Below are 16,327 nucleotides of genomic sequence, written 5' to 3'. Positions count from 1 at the left end.
ACCGAGAAGAAGAAAAAATCCGCCAAAGTGGCGGCAGGAAAGCTTACGCTTTGGCGGGAAGCACAATCCGGATGCCTTCAACATCATGGGAGGCGAATTCGAAAGACCGGTCTTCCCCCGCTAATCCGGTCGAGGCTTCATCTTTCATCGCCGATGCCCGCCACTCTCCGGCCCCTCTGATCCACAGCAGAAGAGCCATTAAGGTCTTCCCCTGGATTCGGAGCTCCACCCGGGCCTTCCATTCCAGAGCCTGCCGGAGCACAAGCGCGACGGTGGACGCATGGTAACCCCGGAGCTCGCGGGTCCAGGAGCCCGGGACATTGCGAAGGCCGGGAAACAGCTCTTCATAGTCCGGAACGGTTTCATCCGGCTGATAGAAGTGGACGGCATTCCCGGCATATATCCATGCTGACGGCCGATGCTGAGCCTCCCCCCCTTTATCCGGATGAAAGGGAGTGGTCCGGCCGGTTTCAGCGTCCCCGCCATCTGAGGGCATCTCCAGGCGGGGATAAGCCGGCTTTCGCGGCGATGATCCGGACGCATTAGCCGTATGGGCCAAACTAGCCGAACCGGCCGAACCGCCGAGCGGAGCAACTCCGAGCCTTTCCAATCCGCGGCGTATCTCGCCAAGCTCCGTTTCCTGAACAATAAAATCCAGCGGACCAATCCGCTGCATCATCCCGGAAAGTCCGCTATCCTGCGCAATCCGGTCCGCAGCCTCTGCATCCGCGCAGCGAAGCAGGAGCGCCCGGGCGAACGAAGTCCGTCCCATTTCCCTTCCCCATTGCCGGAGTGCAAGCTTCACATTGTCCGGTACCCCTGACATCGCATGGCGCGTAAGAAACCCGAGGATGTCCTCCGGCGTTCGTTTCTGCTCCAGAGCGGCTTCCGCCGCCTGGCGCGTTAAACGGTACGTCGTCATCACATCCGAAGAACTCATTTCGCAGCACAGCTCAAGCTCCCAGCGCAAGGAGTAAGGCGTATCCGGCGGTACCAGCACTTCAAAGTCAGGCTGAACGAAAAAGGCGCTGCTGCTCCGTGAGGCATGCGCCCCGGCTTGCTCGCCCGGGACGCCATCTTCGAGCGACGGTTTTCGATGCCAGCGGAAGAACAGCTCTTTGTGACGCGAATAACCCAGCTCAAGCCAGCCGAAAGCGCAAAGAGCCTCCATCCAGCCCTGAAGCCACAATTCTCCGTCATCTTCTTGGTTCTCTTCCTGACTTAAAACGTTCCTCAGCCTAAGCTGCTTTAAAAGCGAAGGTACGCTGTACCAAATTCCGGCCTTAAAGCAGGGAAGCATCAGCGCGCAAGCTGCATGCTGCAAGCCCGAACTTGCCGGAACATAGCGCGCAAGCAGCTCATAAAGCAGTCTGCTGTCCATTTCCTCACGGGAATACGCAAGCCACCGGCTTAAAGCCGGCTCGCAAACGGTCCATTCCTGATCTCCTCTTTCCGCAAGCCCGAGCGACAAAGCCATATCCAGCATGACGGCCGCCGCGGCAGGATAGCTTTCCTGCTGGGGATAACGAAGCTTCAGGGACTCAACATCCTCCGAAGACAGGCTGAGCAGCCCAGCAAATTTGCTCATGGCGCGCTGATGCACCGTTCCTTTTGCCGTAAGCGGCAGACCGCCGCGGGCTATCCAGGATAAAGCCCTGAACAGGTCGGACGCAAGGCCCGGCTTGGATTCCTTCCAGAGGGAAATGTCCGCCGAGTCTGGGCTTTCCCTGAGCTCACTGCCTTCCCCTGCAGGCAGCAGGTTCCGGAAGCGCTCTGTCTGAAGGGCCAGAAAGATGCCCAGCGGAATATAATACAGCTTGTCCCCCCAGGCCTTTTGGACGGCAAGCACCGTACGCGTCCGGCGAAGCAGCTGCAGGCCGTAGGCAAGCTCGCCCCCGCCAGCCGCAGCGGTAGCCAAGCCTTCGAGCTGCTCCAGTGAAAACGGCTGGGCCGCAAAGCGCAGAAACACTAGATGGAGTGTGCGGGCTGCTAAAGAATCCGGCTGCGCCTTCACCCCCGTCTGGGGGTCAAAAGCCATCCTGTTCATTGCCTACGCCTCCTTCTGATCCTGGCCGGTTTCCCCGTTCTTCGGACCTGCAAATCTGATCTTGTACTCATAACCTTGCTCAATCAAAAATAGCTGGCGTCTTTCGGCAAACTCCTGCTCCCGGGTTTGGTCCGATACCAGACTGTAAAAAAAGGCCCGGTTATCCCCTCGTTTCGGTCTCAGAATGCGCCCGAGCCGCTGCGCTTCCTCCTGCCTTGAGCCGAAGCTTCCTGAAATTTGAATCGCCACCGAGGCATCGGGCAAATCCACTGCAAAATTGGCCACCTTGGAAACAGCCAGCACCCGGATCGTCCCCTCGCGAAAGCCGGAATATAGCTCGCTGCGCTGTGCTTGGGGCATCGCTCCCGTAATCAACGGAATGCCCAGTTCGGCAGCGAGCGCCTTCAGTTGGCCGACATACTGCCCGATAATCAGGATCTGCCGTTCGCCATGGCGTTCGATAAGCTGCCGGACAATGGCTGTCTTTCCAGGGTTCTCGGCGGCAATTCGAAATTTGCCCCGCCCCGTTTCCTGCTCATAACGTTTCTGAAAGCCTTGTTCCATCGGCACCCGAACCTCGCAGCAATCCACTTCCGCGATCCATCCCTTCGCCTCAAGCTCCTTCCAGGCTACTTCTTTCTGCTTGGGGCCGATCAGCGAGAATACATCCCGCTCGCAGCCGTCTTCACGCACCAGCGTAGCGGTCAGCCCCAGCCGGCGTGTTGCCTGGATATCGGCTGTAGCCCGGAATACGGGCGCAGGCAGCAAATGGACCTCATCATAAATGATCAGCCCCCAGTCCCGACCGCTCAGCAGCGGCATATGCTTAAACCCTTCTCCCTTGCGGGAACGATGGGTTAATATTTGATAAGTTGAGACCGTTACCGGCCTTACTTCCTTTCGCTCACCCGAATATTCTCCGATTTGTTCCGGCCTAAGCGTTGTTTTGGCCAGCAGCTCATGAATCCATTGGCGCACTGATGTGATGTTGGAGGTCAGAATCAGTGTTTCGCACTGAACCCGCTCTATCACTCCAAGACCAATTACGGTTTTTCCAGCTCCGCATGGAAGCACAAGAACACCGCTCCCCTGGGCTCCTTCAATGCCGAGAAAGGAAAGGATACTTTCCTGCTGATAATCCCGCAGCCGGAATTCCCCTCCTCCAGGCAAAGCGGAACGGAAGCCGAACGATAGAGGAGCGCCTTTGCGATAACCGGCCTCATCAAGAACCGGGTATCCCAATCTTGTAAGCTCCTGTTTCAGCAATCCCCGATATGAGGCCTTCACAATTAGGCGATCCGGCTTGGCGTGCTTAAGTCCGAACTGCTTCAGTGAAGGAAGACGCAGCAGTTCTTCCGGCAGACGGGAGCCGCCGCTTCGGGCAATGAGGGCAAGGCTCCCTTCTTCCTCCCCGGATGGTTGAAGCACAAGCTGTCCGTACCTTGACATCCACAGCACAATGTTGTCCTTCACTTTGGCTGGTACATCCCAGCGGGACAAGCTGTGCAGCGTTTCTACTGTCTCCGCAGGCGTCCATCCGGCTGCTGCCGCATTCCAGAGCGAAAGAGGGGTAATCCGGTAAGTATGAAACATGGCCGGATTTTTCACCAGTTCCGCAAAGCCCGACAGCTTTTCTCTTGCCTCTTCGAATTCGGGGTGAGAGGTATCCAGCAGAACCGTTTGATCGTTTTGTACAATGCAGGCTCCCTGTCCATTCATTAAACAAGTCCTCCTGTTTCCTCCTGTTAGTGTACACATCCGATGCTCTTCTCGGAGATTCCCCGTATTTAGTAGACTTTCCCAGCAAAGGCTTGCTCATTCACATTATTTCGGCTGCCATTCCTTCATGTAAGATTCGGCCAGTGAAATGAGCAGCCCGGCAGCATGTCCCATCGCTTCCTCGTCCAGGTCAAACTTCGGATGGTGGTGCGGATATTCGGCCTGTTTAGCCGGGTTTCCGGCACCGACAAGAATAAAGCAGCCCGGCACCTGCTGAAGGTAATAAGCAAAGTCTTCTGCGGGCATGATCGGCTGTGAAATTTCCGGTTTGATGGAATCAAGCTGTTCCGCTACCTGGAAGAAGCGGTTTGCTTCCGTCTCATCGTTAACCAGCGTCGGATACCCGGACATATATTCGAGCGTTGCCTCGGCCCCGTAGGCCCGGGCAGTATTCTCCACAACCGCCGTAATGCGCTCGCGAATGAGATGCCTTGCTTCCTCATTAAAGCAACGCACCGTGCCTGCCAGACGGCAGCGCTCTGCTATGATATTTTGCGCGGTTCCGCCTTGAATGAAGCCAATTGTCACCACAGCCGGATCCAGCGGATTGACAGAGCGGCTCACGATACTTTGAAGCTGCATAACTAAAGCGGCTCCGGCCACTACACTGTCCACCGTTTTATGAGGCATGCCACCATGGCCCCCGCGCCCATGAATGTCTACAAAAAACTCGTCGGTAGAGGCCATCAGCGGTCCCGCTGCGCTTGCCGACGTACCTACCGGGATCGGTGTCCACAAATGCACACCGTATATGACGTCTACGCCTTCTAGCGCTCCGTCCTGAATCATCGCCACAGCGCCGCCGGGGCATACCTCTTCGGCCGGCTGGAACAAAAGCCTGATTTCCCCGCTCAGCTCCGCCTTTTTCTTGCCGAAGTATTCGGCTACTCCAAGCAGTGCGGCCGTATGGCCGTCATGTCCGCAGGCATGCATCACGCCGGGGACCTGCGATTTATATTCGCAATCCTTCTCATCCTGAATAGGCAGCGCGTCCATATCCGCTCTGATAGCCACGACGGGGCCCGGAAGGCTGCCTTTTATGCTGCCGACCACACCGTGTCCGCCGACTTCCGTCTGTACCTCAGCCCCCGCCTGACGCAAGATTTGTGCGACATAGGCCGAAGTCTCTTTTTCCTCATAAGATAGTTCAGGATGGCGGTGCAAATGGCGTCTGCGCTCCACCATTGCCGGATACAACTGTGCGATTTCTCCCCGTTCCATATTCCGTACCTCCGCTATTCATGCCGGCGGGCGGTCCCGCCCGGCTTTTTATCCCATTGTATCAGAAAACAATCGCCTTGGGGTACATGCCGGAAAAACCGCAGCAGATGGAGGTTATATGCTTCTTTTTCTATAAATGCCAATGCTTGCACAAGCCTGGTAAACATACTATCATTGTACTGACAGCTCTAGCAGCTTTGAAAGTTAGGAGGATGTTCATGTACGTGGACACTGGATACAACGGTTTGGGCAGATTAAACGGTATTCCTTTGGTAAACAACGCCGCCGATTCACGGTGCGGGTTGTCAAATATACAGTTAACCGGGTGTGAACATTCAGCAAGTTTCCGGGGCGCGTTCCCGTCCCTTCTTAATAGCCCATATATGGCGAAGCTGACCTGCAGGTCTTCGTCTGCTTCGGCCGCTTCGGCTTCAGCTTGGCTAGCTCGGCTTTGAAGCGCAGCGGTCCACAGGGCAAGAATACTGTACCCAAACGAGGAACGCCGGATTTTCAACTGCTTATTCTTACGTTATTGCTTGTAGGATTCGGCTTGGTTATGGTATTCAGCTCCAGCTCCAGCATTGCGGTCATCGACAAGGATTTCAATTTCGATTCGATGTATTTCGTCAAGAAACAGCTTATCTTCGCGATTGCGGGCGTGTTCTGCATGTTCATCGCCATGAACATCCCTTTTTCGAAATATAAAAAGCTATTTATTCCCGCGTTCATCATCGTAATGATTATCCTTCTGATGATGCCGTTTATCGGATCTGTCCGGAACGGGTCCAGAAGCTGGCTGATCATCGGGCCTTTCAGCATACAGCCTACGGAATTCGCCAAAATTACAATTATTTTGTATTTGTCCGCGCTGATCGCCAAGAAAGGCGAACGGTTCCGCGATCTGCGCACCGGATACATTCCGGTCATGATGATTGTCGGTTTTGTAGCAGGACTGATCATGCTGCAGCCCGATTACGGATCATGTTTTATTCTGGTTGCTACCTCCTTCCTGATTATTTTTGCGGGAGGGGCCAACCTTAAGCATATTCTCGGGTCGCTGGCACTGCTGCTGCTTGGCGCCAGCCTTGTGCTCGGCACACAGGCGCTTTTGAACGGCCTTCACTCGTCCGGCTCCACAGAGGCGGGCACATCGGACTACAAAGCCGGACGGATTCAGGCCTACCTGAATCCTTGGGAAGATGAAAAGGGCACCAGTTGGAACCTCCTTCAATCGCTTGCTGCTATCGGGCATGGCAAGATTACAGGCACCGGATTCGGGCAGAGCATCCAGAAGCTTCATTACCTTCCGAATGCTTATAATGATTTTATTTTCTCGGTTATCGGAGAAGAATTCGGATTTATCGGAACGTCCATCTTTCTGCTGTTATACATTTATTTTATATGGAGGGGGCTGCTTGTCTCCCTGCGCTGCCGGGATACATTCGGAACGCTTGTCGGAGTAGGAATCATGGGGCTTATTGCGATCCAGGCTTTCGTCAACATCGGCGGGGTAACCCGCACCATACCGATTACCGGTGTAACGCTGCCCTTTATCAGTTATGGGGGATCCTCTCTCCTCGTGATGATGGCCAGCATGGGGATCGTCCTCAGCATTTCCAGATCGTCCGCCGTCCCGCACAAGCAGGAAGTAACCAAGTCCGTCGTGATCCGGCAAGAGGAAGCCGGCAGACGGGACAGACGCTTCGGACGTTATGAAACAAGATAACAAGAAAGCCATCCCAAGTCCGGTTTCGCGGACTGAACGGGATGGCTTTCTTGTTGCTTTCTTCTGCGAGAACTATAAAAAGTCCGGCCGGGCAAATTCAATTCCCGAAAACCGGACTTTCTTCAAGATCCCGCCTCGCGACTTCGCTCCCGCGCGGGATGCTGCTGCAGCTTGAGAAACAGGCTGCATCTATGTCAATCATAGCCTGCAAGCCCTTCGCTGTTAAACTTCGTCATTCTTGAAGGCTACGCCTTCAACCTTTACATTCACTTCAACCACTTTAAGCCCTGTCATACTCTCTACCGCTTCCCGGACATTCTGCTGAAGCATCCGGCATACTTCGTGGATAGGCGTTTCGTAGAGCACGATAATGCGCAAATCGATGGCCGCTTCCAGTTGACCAACTTCCACGGTCACGCCTTTTTGCACATTTTTGCCGCTAAGCCGTTTGGCCCATCCTTCCGACAAGCCTCCGGACATAGCCGCAATTCCAGGGGTTTCCAGTGCCGCCATTCCCGCCATCTTGGCAACGACATCATCGGCAATCCGAATGCTGCCCTTTTCGAGTTGAAGTTGCTCGGTCATGGTTATTCCTCCCAACCTTGTAGACGACACTTTTTGCAAAAAGTAACCGCTACAAGCTCATTTATTTACAATTGTAATTGTAACCGCCTCGGAAAGCAAATATAGACTTAGGATAAATTTATCATTTATAATCTTCCTCATATTGGTTATATTGAATTTGTAATGTTTTGTCGGCTGCAAGACGAAACAGCCCGTATCTTACTTAAAATCGAGGTGTCTTTGTTGAAAAAAATGTGGTTTCCAGCATTACTTATCACCAGCTTTGTGCTAAGCGCAATCGGGCATTATGCCGGTTTCCCTTACACAATCGAGTTTATCATTTCGGCCATTTCCGTTATTTTCGTCGCGGGCTTTCTAGGCAAAGCTACAGAGAGCGTTGCCCATCATGCCGGACAGCGGCTTGGCGGATTCCTGAACGCCACCTTCGGCAATGCAGCGGAATTGATTATCGGCATACTCCTTGTCAAGGAAGGTCATTTTGAAATGGTAAAAGCGAGCATTACAGGCTCCATTATCGGCAACCTGCTGCTCGTACTGGGTCTCAGCCTTCTGGCCGGCGGTCTGAAATATAAGGTCCAGAATTTCAATATTTCACTCGCCGGTCTCAACGGCTCGCTTATGATCCTGGCGATTATCGCCCTGTTCGTGCCGGCTATTTTCTTACATACCCGGGCTTTGCGCACAGATGATGCCAATCTGCTTAGCCTCGTCGTATCCGGAATACTTATCGTGGCTTACCTGCTGTGGCTTGTGTTCTCCATGATCACTCACAAGGATTATTTGGCCGACGTTACAGATAAACGCGATGAGGAACTACCGCACGAACGGGAAGCGGAATGGTCCAAAGGACGATCTGTTCTGTATCTCGTCATTGCCACCGTCATGGTCGCATTTGTCAGCGAATGGCTCGTGCACACCCTGGATCCGATCACCGAAAGATTTGGATTGTCTGAAATTTTCATCGGCGCTTTCGTTGTTGCGATTGTCGGGAATGCGGCGGAGCACTCCGCGGCCATACTACTGGCGATGAAAAACAAGATCGGAGCAGCGGTAGAAATTGCTGTCGGCAGCAGTCTGCAAATCGCTTTGTTCGTCGCTCCTGTACTTGTATTTGTCAGCCAACTGTTCGCGTCAGGACCTATGGATATTATTTTTACCGTCATTGAGCTTGCAGCTATCGGCGTGGCTGTATTTATTGCCAAGTCGATCACCCAGGACGGTTCTACCAACTGGTACGAAGGGCTGCTGCTGCTTACGGTTTATGCGATTCTTGGCGTTTCCTTCTATCTCGTATAAGAGCATAATCACCTATTCAAAAAGGGACGAACCCCGTCAGATCTTTCAATCCAACCGGGTTCGTCCCTTTTTCCATTTCAATCTATGTTGGCCTGCCGAATGCGGCAGACTATTCTTTAGTGTTCAGTGCTTCGTAGAGAAGAGCCAAATTCCGTTCCAACTTACTCAGAATCTGCTTGCCGACCAGTTCGTTCACAAGCCCGGCTCTTACTGCGAAATCAATTTCCTTGGAAAACCCGAACATTTGCGTGTCAAGCACTTCCTCATAGAGTGGGCAGTAACGCGTAGCCAAATTCTCCATCTGCACTTCGATTAATTTTTCTATTTTATAAGCATCTTCCTGCAGAAGATTCAGCGCTTTTAAATTCAGCTGTTCTTGCAAATCAGATGAAGTCATGCATCTTCTCCCCCTCTCAGTGTCAGTAATCTTTAGTCCACTTATTTAACTTAATATTAGTCGAAATCACGGAGCAATACAAGGCTCCACATAAAAAGCACTCCTCCCGCTTCGGAGAGAGTGCTTTCATGAGTCCGATTATTCAGGTATAACCGTTACTTTCAATCCATGTTTGGCGAAAACTTCTGTTAAAGCCGCCTTGGCTTCTTCGGCGTCCGGCCCGTGAACATGCAGCTCATAGGTATGACCGCCTACCAACGTCGTAAAAAGTCCAAGAATACTTTTCACGTCGATGTACTTGTTCTCGGCTTGCAGAACGATGGAAGAAGTAAACTTAGCCGCTGTTTGGGCAATTTCCACTACAGCTTGATTGTTCGATGCCATTCAAAACCCCTCCGAATTCAGCGATGAATTGTCTACACCCATCATACAATGAATCCGCTTTCCAAGCAAGAACATTATGAAATTATTTCAGGTTCTCCGGGTTCAGAGGCTCCAGCTCGGGAAGCACAAAAATGCCGTCTTTTCGAATCAGAACGTCATCAAAATAGATCTCGCCTCCACCGTAATCTGGGCGCTGGATCAGCACGAGATCCCAATGGATGGAAGAACGGTTGCCATTGTCGGCGACTTCATAGGCCTGGCCGGGAGTAAAATGCAGGCTTCCCGCGATTTTCTCATCAAACAGTGTATCTTTCATCGGGTGGAGAATATACGGGTTGAAGCCGATCGCAAACTCGCCGATATACCGTGCGCCTTCGTCGGAATCCAGAATTTCGTTGATGCGGACATTATTATTACTCGTCGCCTCAACAATTTTACCGTTTTCGAAACGGAAAACCACATTTTCAAAGGTAACGCCATTGTACAGCGAAGCTGCGTTATAGCTGATCGTGCCGTTAACGGAATCCCGAACCGGCGCCGTGTACACTTCTCCATCCGGAATATTGGCTTGTCCGGAACATTTTATGGCATCGATGCCTTTAATCGAAAATTGAAGGTCCGTGCCGGGTCCGGTAATCCGCACCTTATCCGTGCGTTTCATCAGATCGGCCAGCGCATCCTGGGCCCGGTCCATCTTGGCGTAGTCCAAATTGCAAACGTCAAAATAAAAATCCTCAAAAGCTTCCGTACTCGTATTGGCAAGCTGCGCCATGCTGGCATTCGGATAGCGAAGCACGACCCATTTCGTATGCTTGACGCGTCGTTCGCTGTGCACAGGATGATTATATAAGGAATTATACAGTTTCATTTTATCTTCCGGAACATCCGCAAGATCATTGACATTTTCTCCCGCCCGGATTCCGATATAAGCCTGCATTTGCTTCATGCGGTTCAAATCGAAGGCGGCCCAGGTTTTGATCTGCTCTTCCGTCGCATTCATGAGCATGGCGCGCTGTGTCGTTTTGTCCGTGAGCTGAACAAAGGGATGACCGCCCTTTTTAGCCACTTCCTCTACAATCGCATTGATCAGATCGCGTTCACTGCCAGTCATCTCAATAAGCACATTTTCACCAGGCTGCACATCCACCGAATAACCGACGAGATTTTGCGCTAGTTTCTGAATTCTTGGATCTTTCAAGCTCTCTCCTCCTCCAAAAGAAGCAGCTTGGCCGTTCCGGTAGAGCCGGGAGCCAAACTGCAATTGAACAATGGTAAATTCGTGTTTTATTGTAGCACGTTTGCGGCACAAAGTCAGTGTTCTGCTTCGGAAAATGCAGTTGCTAGCGGTATCCGGTGAATTTTGCGTCATTCCATAATGACTCTCTTTGCAACGTCCCCTTGCCGTCGCGATAGGTGATCTGCGTCTCCGATGTCATCCGCATAGGAAGGTTGTTTCTCTTGTCGATCGTCAAATGATAGACCGTGTTTACTTTGGCTGTATCCAGCATCCCGGTCATCTGACGACGGCTCCGCGCAAGGAGCTCATCCCCTTCCGCTTTGACTGAATCCGCCACTTTCCCCTTCGTGTACATCTTCCATGCAGACTGGAGGCGGAACATCTCTTCCTCTAGCGCATTTTTCAGGCGCAGCCGTTCCTGCTCGGAATCCGGCTTAATTCTTAAAATTCGCGTTCCTCTTGCAGCCCCATGCTCTTCACGTATGCTTTTCTGCATGGAACGAAGCTCTTCGATCGCAGCCAGCGGATTAATCCGGCTAACGGCCGACGAAGACGGAGACCACGGATAAACCGCTTTTTTATCCTGCAAAACAACCCACCTGCCGCCGTCCTCCAAATGGAATTTTGCCGTATTTCCTGATACTGTTTTGGAGGCAGCCGCGTTCAGCCCTCCGCCTTGGACTTCAAACGGAGGAACCGTCTTGATGGTCAGCTCCGTATGATTGTCCAGATTGGCTGTATAATGAAATGTATGCGCAGCTTTTGATTGTCCTGACTGAATAATCTCGGCTTCGCCTTGAATATGGAAAGCATCTGCGCCTGCCAAACCGGTCCATGTCAAATCAAACCATTCCTGCGGCGTCTTATTGTTCTGGCACCCGGTGAAGAGCATGGCAAAGAGCGGCAAGCACGCTATGTAACGCACGAATTTTCGCATAAGGCCATTCCTCCCTTAACATATGGAACCTACATTCAGTAGATTGTCCTCTCTGCCTGCTGTTATACACAAAGCTATCCCCACAAAGTGACATAGATGCTTCGAGGTTATTTCCGATTACTTTGCGGGGACCCCAAAACTCTTACCCCCACAAAGTGACGCGGATACTACGAGGCTGGGGTCTCAGCAAAAAAAAGAACGCCCCTTGCCTTTAAGGAGCGTCCTTGCTTGGAAACAATAAGCTTATACCTTCCAGCCCTTCGCCGCAGCGGTCTACCTCCGTTCGGTTTCTTCCGCCGTTCTTCGCTTTGTACAATGCCATATCGGCACAGTAGAACAGCACTTCCGCGCTGATTCTTTCACCGCTGTAGGTCCATCCTCCAACGCCGCAGGATACGGTGACGCCGGGGTGCGTCTCGGCAATGACCCGTTCGCGGATCCTCTCCGATACCGCAAAGCATTCTTCTGCAGTCATAAATGGAAAATAGACGGCCAATTCCTCTCCGCCCCAGCGCGCGGCAATATCCACCGGTTGGGCCTGGCTTTTGATAATATCGCATACCTGCTTCAGAATCCGGTCACCCGCCTGATGCCCGTAGCTGTCATTCACCTGCTTGAAGTTGTCAATATCCACGATCAGCAAGGAGCCGGCGTTGTCGGTCTGCAGCCTTTGCTGAACGCAATCATCCAAATAATGCCGGGCATACAAGCCGGTAAGCATGTCCCGGTTAGCCATGAACTGAACCGCATCATAGAGAGACGCGTTCGCAATGGCAAGGCCGATATGGGTGGCCAGCACCTGCAGCAGCTTATAGTTCTCATATGAAAAATAATGCGCCTGCCTGTGCGACAATAAGATAGCGCCGCTCACTTCTCCCCGTATGGTGACTGGGGCCGCGATCAGCGATTTTGAACCGGTTGATTCCATCATTTTGGAATGAACCTTGCTAAGAGCGTTGTAGTCCGACATAATCAGCGGTTCACCGGTTGTATAAACAACCCCGCAATATCCGTAGCTCGCCGGAAAAAGCTCATTTTCCATGGAAAGGACATTGGTCGACATCACTTGGAAATGATCCTTGTCCGGGTTAAATTCGGTAATGCAGCAGTAATCGGCTTTAAAAACATCCAGCAGCTCTTTCGTCGCAAATTCAAACACCTCTGCGGGCTGAAGACTTTGACTGAGCTGCCTCGACAGTTCGTTGATCAGTCGAAGCTCATGAATCAGCAGATTGGACTGCTCATACAGCTTCGCATTTTCAAAGGCATTGCCTGCCGTATCGGCAAGCATGCTGACGAGTTGCAGATCCATGTCTTTTCCAAGCTCGCCCGGAATAAGGAAGTGAAAAACGCCATAAACCCCTTGTTTGCCGCTTAAGGGAACGGCGATTTCAAGCGTCTTGGCCCCGCTCTCCGACATCTTGTCCTTAGACAGCATCGTGTTCTGCATATAGGCCCTGATACAAAGCTTCTCATCTTCGTTCAAGGTATTCATCTGCAGCAGCTTGACTCTCGGGTCACTGCTCCGGTAGTCTTGAGAGATCAGGAGCTCAAGCTGGGCACCGGGATAAATATCGGTCATGCTCTCGAACACTTCGGTCAATACGGAATTGACATCTATCTTGTCATGCATTCTTTTAACGATCTGAAGCAGCGCAGTCCAGCGGGCAGCCTCTTCCCTTTCCTTTTGCTCGCGCAGATTGAATAGATCGCTGAGAAACACATATTTTAGCTGCTGATAAAAACAGGTCCGGAAGTGCCTAGCGGAAACCGCCGTTAATGCCAGGCTTGCCGTCAGGTTGTCCGCAAGGCAAACCAGACTCCCAAAAATTTCACCCTGAAGTCTCGTCCTGAGCGGCACCGCCGCAGCCTCAACTCCGCTAAAGGCGACAATCTGCGGTTCCCCCGTCACCCGTGCGCTTTCTGCCGCAAGACGGCCGGCTTCAACCTCGGGCCCGGACCTTCCCTCCGTTCCTGCGATCAGTTTCCCTGCATGATCGGCCAGCAGCCAGCGGGCTTCTTCCATCCCTGGAACAGGAAGAGCTTCTTGAGTCCAGATCGAAAAAGCTCTTTGTATTAACGTTTCAATATAGGGAAAGTCATGTTTGGTAACGTCCATATCGTCCAACCATGCCGTCGCATCTCTGGCAATCTGCGGATTACCATTTCTGAGAAACGTATTGATGTGATGTTCAGTCCGGTCTTCCCGTAGATATTCAGCCATAGAAAGCTCCTTTTGCCGTTACATCTCCGGCTCATGATATCCCCAAGTAAACAACCCAATACGACTTAACCGTCCGCTAGAACCAACTTATATCCTATATTCTACTATTTCTATACTCATTTTGCATTATTATTAAGGAGATTTCAAAGTGTTTTTTAGTCCTAAAGGCCTACAAGGAAAAATCTACGTTTATTTCGTTTCTCTTCCCTTGACTTTGCATGGGTATTTCATATAATATATATTGATGAAAAAGACTGGATAGAGTCTTTACCATGGGCGTAATTATTGTGTCACCCTCACGATTTTGTTGCTGACAGGACAGCGGCTGAACTTTCCTGTCAGTAGAGCGGATACTTCTATCCTTCCGCCCGTCAAAACAAATTCGGCGCAAGTGTAGCCCCATAAAGAAAATTTCTTTCATAAAGGAGTCTACCTATACAATGGCACGTTACACTGGTCCTAAATTTAAACTTAGCCGCCGTCTTGGCATTTCCCTGAGCGGTACAGGCAAAGAATTGAAACGTCCTTTCCCGCCGGGGCAACATGGTCCTAACCAACGGAGAAAGATCAGCAACTACGGCATGCAGCTTCAAGAGAAACAAAAGCTTCGCCACATGTATGGATTGGGCGAAAAGCAATTCCGTACTTTGTTCTCCAAAGCGCACAAATTGCCTGGTATTGCCGGCGAGAACTTCATGTTCCTGCTTGAAAGCCGTTTGGACAACCTCGTATACCGTCTTGGCTTTGCCAACTCCCGTGCAGGCGCACGTCAGCTGGTATCCCATGGCCACGTAACGGTTAACGGCAAGAAAGTCGACATCGCTTCTTACCAAGTAAGCGTTGGCGACGTAGTCGGCCTTCGCGAAAGAAGCCGCGGCCTCTCTTCCATCAAGGAAGCTCTTGAGAACCGTACGCATCTTCCGGCTTACCTCGAGTACAACGACAATGCGATTGAAGGCAAATATGTCCGTTTCCCTGAACGGTCCGAGTTGTCTCAAGATATCGACGAGAAACAAATCGTCGAATTCTACAACCGTTAAGATTGGCGCAGGGCCGTAAAAACCCCCTCGAAAGAGGGGGTTTTTACTTTTCCTTTTTCCTTATCCCATTTGAAGAAAGTGAAAAGAAGGGCTTCCCCTGCTTGTTTAAAGCCAGAGGAAGCCCTTCTTCAATGCTCCCGTATTATTGTACAATCAGCTTCGCGAATTTGCGTTTACCCACCTGCAAAATGTCCCCGGTTTGGACGGCTACAGCCGCCCCTATATCCGTCAGCTTTTCTTCATTGATCTTGACGGCGCCCTGCTGAATGCTGCGCTTCGCTTCAGCGTTGGAAGAAGCAAAGCCAACCAGTGTTATCAGCTTGATCAGGCGAATCTCCCCTTCGTCAAATTCGGATGCCGCAATTCGGGCCTCTTCGATGTCATCCGGAAGCGCCCGCTGCTGAAACACCGTAACGAAATGCTCCTCGGCGCTGTCCGCGTCCGCTTCGCTGTGGTACATGCGGACAAGCGTATGGGCCAGCTTCATTTTGGCGTCACGCGGATGCAGTGTTCCGGCCTTCAGCCCCTCTTCGATCGCTTTCAGCTCTTCATTGGACAGGTCGGTGACCAGTTCGTAATACTTGATCATCAGCTCGTCCGGCACAGACATCGCTTTGCCGTAAATTTCATTTGGCTCTTCATCGATGCCGATGTAATTGCCGAGGCTCTTGCTCATTTTCTTCACACCATCCAGGCCTTCCAGCAGCGGCGTCATCATAATAACCTGAGGTTCAAGCTTATCTTCCTTTTGAAGGGTCCGGCCCATGAGCAGGTTGAATTTCTGGTCCGTTCCTCCGAGCTCGACATCGCTTTTTAACGCTACGGAATCCATGCCCTGCATAAGCGGGTAGAAAAATTCATGGATGCTGATCGGCTGTCCGCTCTGGTAACGCTTTGTGAAGTCATCTCTTTCCAGCATACGGGCAACCGTCACTTTGGCTGCAAGTTTAACGACATCCGCAAAGTTCATCGGCGCAAGCCATTCCGAATTGAAAAATACCTGCGTCTTCTCCGAATCCAGAATTTTGAAGATCTGTTCCTTGTAAGTCTCGGCATTTCGAAGGACATCTTCCCTTGTAAGCTGCTTGCGGGTTTCCGATTTGCCCGTCGGATCGCCGATCATCCCTGTGAAGTCGCCGATGACAAGCTGAACCTGATGTCCCAATTGCTGGAACTGGCGCAGTTTCTGCATGACGACCGTATGGCCGACATGAATGTCCGGAGCCGACGGATCCAGACCCAGCTTAATTTTCAGCGGCTCATTCGTAGCGACCGATTTCATGATTTTGTGCTTCAGTTCCTCCTCCGGAACCGTCTCTACAATACCCCGATTAAGGATGCCGAGCTGGCGCTCCACTTCCTCACGCTGCGGCAATGACAATTCATCCCACTTCACGATTCATTCCTCCAAATAATTGATCTTAAGCGTAAAACGAACACAAAAAAGCTCCTTC

At 51.7% G+C, this 16,327-nt stretch carries 13 protein-coding genes; 3 read left to right on the top strand and 10 right to left on the bottom strand.

Annotated features, from left to right (window positions below; all coding sequences use genetic code 11):
• Window positions 1-43: 43 nt before the first annotated feature.
• The 3 genes from K7397_RS02970 to K7397_RS02960 all read right to left on the bottom strand — a co-directional run bounded on the left by K7397_RS02970 (window position 44) and on the right by K7397_RS02960 (window position 5,047).
• A complete protein-coding gene (locus K7397_RS02970; RefSeq protein WP_223066456.1) occupies window positions 44-2,047 on the bottom strand; it encodes a helicase-associated domain-containing protein in 2,004 nt (667 codons plus the stop codon).
• 3 nt (window positions 2,048-2,050) lie between these two features.
• Window positions 2,051-3,766, bottom strand: a complete 1,716-nt coding sequence (locus tag K7397_RS02965; protein WP_223066455.1) for a DNA repair helicase XPB — start codon at window positions 3,764-3,766, stop codon at window positions 2,051-2,053.
• Window positions 3,767-3,871: 105 nt separating this feature from the next.
• Window positions 3,872-5,047 carry a M20 metallopeptidase family protein gene (locus K7397_RS02960; protein WP_223066454.1) on the bottom strand — a complete coding sequence of 392 codons (1,176 nt, stop codon included), beginning with the start codon at window positions 5,045-5,047 and terminating at the stop codon, window positions 3,872-3,874.
• A gap of 451 nt (window positions 5,048-5,498) precedes the next feature.
• Between K7397_RS02960 and ftsW the strand changes: the two genes are divergently transcribed.
• A complete protein-coding gene (ftsW, locus tag K7397_RS02955; protein ID WP_223066453.1) occupies window positions 5,499-6,773 on the top strand; it encodes a putative lipid II flippase FtsW in 1,275 nt (424 codons plus the stop codon).
• Window positions 6,774-6,995: 222 nt separating this feature from the next.
• Here the strand turns inward: ftsW and K7397_RS02950 are convergent, their stop codons facing one another.
• Window positions 6,996-7,358 carry an Asp23/Gls24 family envelope stress response protein gene (locus K7397_RS02950; protein ID WP_223066452.1) on the bottom strand — a complete coding sequence of 121 codons (363 nt, stop codon included), beginning with the start codon at window positions 7,356-7,358 and terminating at the stop codon, window positions 6,996-6,998.
• 222 nt (window positions 7,359-7,580) lie between these two features.
• On the opposite strand from K7397_RS02950, the gene cax reads away from it, so the two are divergent.
• A complete protein-coding gene (gene cax / locus K7397_RS02945; RefSeq protein WP_223066451.1) occupies window positions 7,581-8,654 on the top strand; it encodes a calcium/proton exchanger in 1,074 nt (357 codons plus the stop codon).
• 109 nt (window positions 8,655-8,763) lie between these two features.
• On the opposite strand, the gene K7397_RS02940 is transcribed toward cax, so the two are convergent.
• The 5 genes from K7397_RS02940 to K7397_RS02920 all read right to left on the bottom strand — a co-directional run bounded on the left by K7397_RS02940 (window position 8,764) and on the right by K7397_RS02920 (window position 13,833).
• Window positions 8,764-9,051, bottom strand: coding sequence for an Fpa/YlaN family protein (locus K7397_RS02940; protein WP_223066450.1), 288 nt, complete (start codon window positions 9,049-9,051; stop codon window positions 8,764-8,766).
• A gap of 138 nt (window positions 9,052-9,189) precedes the next feature.
• Entirely contained in the window at window positions 9,190-9,435 is a 246-nt protein-coding gene (locus K7397_RS02935; RefSeq protein ID WP_223066449.1) for an HPr family phosphocarrier protein, read from the bottom strand.
• A gap of 82 nt (window positions 9,436-9,517) precedes the next feature.
• On the bottom strand, window positions 9,518-10,633 hold the full coding sequence (locus tag K7397_RS02930; protein ID WP_223066448.1) for an aminopeptidase: 1,116 nt from the start codon (window positions 10,631-10,633) through the stop codon (window positions 9,518-9,520).
• A 142-nt stretch (window positions 10,634-10,775) separates the two neighbouring features.
• Window positions 10,776-11,609 (bottom strand): hypothetical protein, encoded by an 834-nt coding sequence (locus K7397_RS02925; protein WP_223066447.1) that lies wholly within the window; start codon window positions 11,607-11,609, stop codon window positions 10,776-10,778.
• Window positions 11,610-11,820: 211 nt separating this feature from the next.
• Entirely contained in the window at window positions 11,821-13,833 is a 2,013-nt protein-coding gene (locus K7397_RS02920) for a sensor domain-containing diguanylate cyclase (RefSeq protein WP_223066446.1), read from the bottom strand.
• Window positions 13,834-14,273: 440 nt separating this feature from the next.
• On the opposite strand from K7397_RS02920, the gene rpsD reads away from it, so the two are divergent.
• A complete protein-coding gene (gene rpsD / locus K7397_RS02915; RefSeq protein WP_223066445.1) occupies window positions 14,274-14,873 on the top strand; it encodes a 30S ribosomal protein S4 in 600 nt (199 codons plus the stop codon).
• Between the two features lie 142 nt (window positions 14,874-15,015).
• Here the strand turns inward: rpsD and tyrS are convergent, their stop codons facing one another.
• Window positions 15,016-16,269 carry a tyrosine--tRNA ligase gene (tyrS, locus tag K7397_RS02910; protein WP_223066444.1) on the bottom strand — a complete coding sequence of 418 codons (1,254 nt, stop codon included), beginning with the start codon at window positions 16,267-16,269 and terminating at the stop codon, window positions 15,016-15,018.
• Window positions 16,270-16,327 lie beyond the last annotated feature (58 nt).

The organism is Paenibacillus caui, assembly GCF_019904135.1.
Taxonomy (GTDB): Bacteria; Bacillota; Bacilli; order Paenibacillales; family Paenibacillaceae; genus Fontibacillus; species Fontibacillus caui.
Note: the sequence above shows the minus strand (reverse complement) of the source record. Positions and strands in the feature narration are given on the sequence as shown.